The organism is Sphingomonas sp. CCH9-F2 (genome assembly GCF_001556735.1).
Classification (GTDB): Bacteria; Pseudomonadota; Alphaproteobacteria; order Sphingomonadales; family Sphingomonadaceae; genus Sphingomonas; species Sphingomonas ginsenosidimutans.
On record NZ_LSJO01000404.1, the window covers coordinates 1 to 2,214 of the forward strand.

Below are 2,214 nucleotides of genomic sequence, written 5' to 3' on the forward strand. Positions count from 1 at the left end.
GTGACAAGCCCGCGCCGTGGCTGCCGTTGCCGGCGGAGGAGAATCCCGCATTGGGCGTGCGCGGCATCCGCGTCGGGCTGCGCCATCGCGACGTGCTGGACACGCAATTGCGCGCGATCCTCTCGGCGGGGGCGGCGTGCCGCATCATGCTGCCGATGGTGGCAAGCGTCGCGGAACTGACCGAGGTGCGCGGCGCGGTGGAGCGGCTGCGCGCCGACATGGGCGTCGCGCATGCGGTGCAGGTGGGGGTGATGGTGGAGACCCCGGCGGCGGCGATCACCGCCGACCTGCTGGCGCGTCACGCCGATTTCCTGTCGATCGGCACCAACGACCTGACGCAATATACGCTGGCGATGGACCGCGGGAACGACGGCGTCGCGGGCGGCGTCGACGGGCTGCACCCGGCGGTGCTGCGGCTGATCGGCGAGACGTGCCGCGGCGCGGCGCGCCATGGGCGCTGGACCGGGGTGTGCGGCGGGCTGGCGTCCGATCCGCTGGCGGTGCCGATCCTGATCGGGCTGGGGGTGACCGAACTGTCCGCCACCCCGGCGCTGGTGCCGGAAGTGAAGGCGGCGATTCGCGCGGCGACGCTGGCCGATTGCCGCGATCTGGCGGCAAGGGCGGTCGCGGCGGACAGCGCGGGCGCGGTGCGCGACTTGGCGCGCGCCTTCGCGCGGGGGATGGTGGCGGGGGAGACGGCGGCATGAAGGCGGTGATGCAGGGGCTGCAATCGCTCGGCCGGGCGTTGATGCTGCCGATCGCGGTGCTACCCGCGGCGGGGCTGCTGCTGCGGCTGGGGCAGCCGGATCTGCTGGACGTCGCGTTCGTCGCGGCGGCGGGGGATGCGATCTTCGCCAATCTGGGGCTGCTGTTCGCGATCGGCGTGGCGACGCAGCTGGCGCGCGACGGCAATGGCGCGGCCAGCCTGGCGGCGGTGGTTTGTTACCTGGTGGCGCGCAACGGCGCGCAGCCGCTGATGATCGTGCCCGGCGATATCACCGGCGACCTGGCGATCGCGGCGTGGAAGGCCAAGGCGATCGGGCGGCTGGACGTGCCGATCGGCATCCTGTCCGGCGTCGCCGGCGGGCTGCTGTACAATCGCTTTGCGACGATCAGGCTGCCCGATTACCTCGCCTTCTTCGGCGGGCGGCGGTTCGTGCCGATCGTCAGCGGCGTCGCGGGGATCGCGATCGCGGCGGCGTTGGGCACCGGTTACGGCGCGATCGCGGCGGGGATCGACCGGCTGAGCTGGGGGATCGCGGCGGCGGGGCCGGCCGGGCTGTTCCTGTACGGCGTGGTCAACCGGCTGCTGCTGGTGACCGGACTGCACCATATCCTCAACAACATCGTCTGGTTCGTGCTGGGCGACTATCACGGCGTCAGCGGCGACCTGCGCCGGTTCTTCGCGGGCGATCCGGCGGCGGGCGCGTTCATGACCGGCTTCTTCCCGGTGATGATGTTCGGTCTGCCCGCCGCGTGCCTGGCGATGTATCACGAGGCGCGGCCCGAACGGCGCCGCGCGGTCGGCGGGATGCTGCTCAGCCTCGCGCTCACCTCGCTGCTGACCGGGGTGACCGAGCCGATCGAATTCTCGTTCATGTTCCTGGCCCCCGCGCTCTACGTGCTGCACGCGGTGCTGACGGGCGTGTCGATGGCGGTCACCTATGCGCTGGGGATGCGGCTGGGGTTCGGCTTTTCGGCGGGGCTGCTCGATTACGTGCTGAACGCGGGCAAGGCGACGCGCCCGCTGCTGCTGCTGCCGATCGGGCTGGCCTATGCCGCGATCTATTACGGCGCGTTCCGGCTGGCGATCCGCCGCTGGAACCTGGCGACGCCGGGCCGCGAGGCGGACGCCGGCGGCGACGTCGCGACGGTGGTGGCCGACGGCGATCGCGGCGCGGCGTTCGTCGCGGCGCTGGGCGGGGCGACGAATCTGTTGACGGTGGGCGCGTGCACCACCCGGCTGCGGCTGGTGCTGGCGGATACCGCGGCGGTGGACGAGGCGCGGCTGAAGGCGCTGGGCGCACGCGGGGTGCTGCGCCCGTCGCCGACGACGCTGCAGGTGGTGCTAGGCCCGGTCGCCGATCAGGTCGCGGGCGAGATCCGCGTGGCCGCCGGGGCTGCGGGTGCGCCCGCGCCGGTGGTCGCCGCGGTCGAACCGCGCGCGCAGGATCTGCCTGTTGCGGTGCAGGCGGCGCTGGGCGGGGAGGCGAA

2 protein-coding genes are annotated in these 2,214 nt (G+C 73.1%); both read left to right on the forward strand.

Going from position 1 to position 2,214, the window contains the following annotated elements; translation table 11 throughout:
* A partial coding sequence (locus AX685_RS11750; protein WP_197418583.1) for a phosphoenolpyruvate--protein phosphotransferase occupies window positions 1–707 on the forward strand: 707 nt, incomplete at its 5' end.
* Window positions 704–2,214 (forward strand): N-acetylglucosamine-specific PTS transporter subunit IIBC (gene nagE, locus AX685_RS11755; protein ID WP_066488892.1); only part of this gene is annotated, 1,511 nt, incomplete at its 3' end. The genes AX685_RS11750 and nagE, both read left to right, overlap by 4 nt.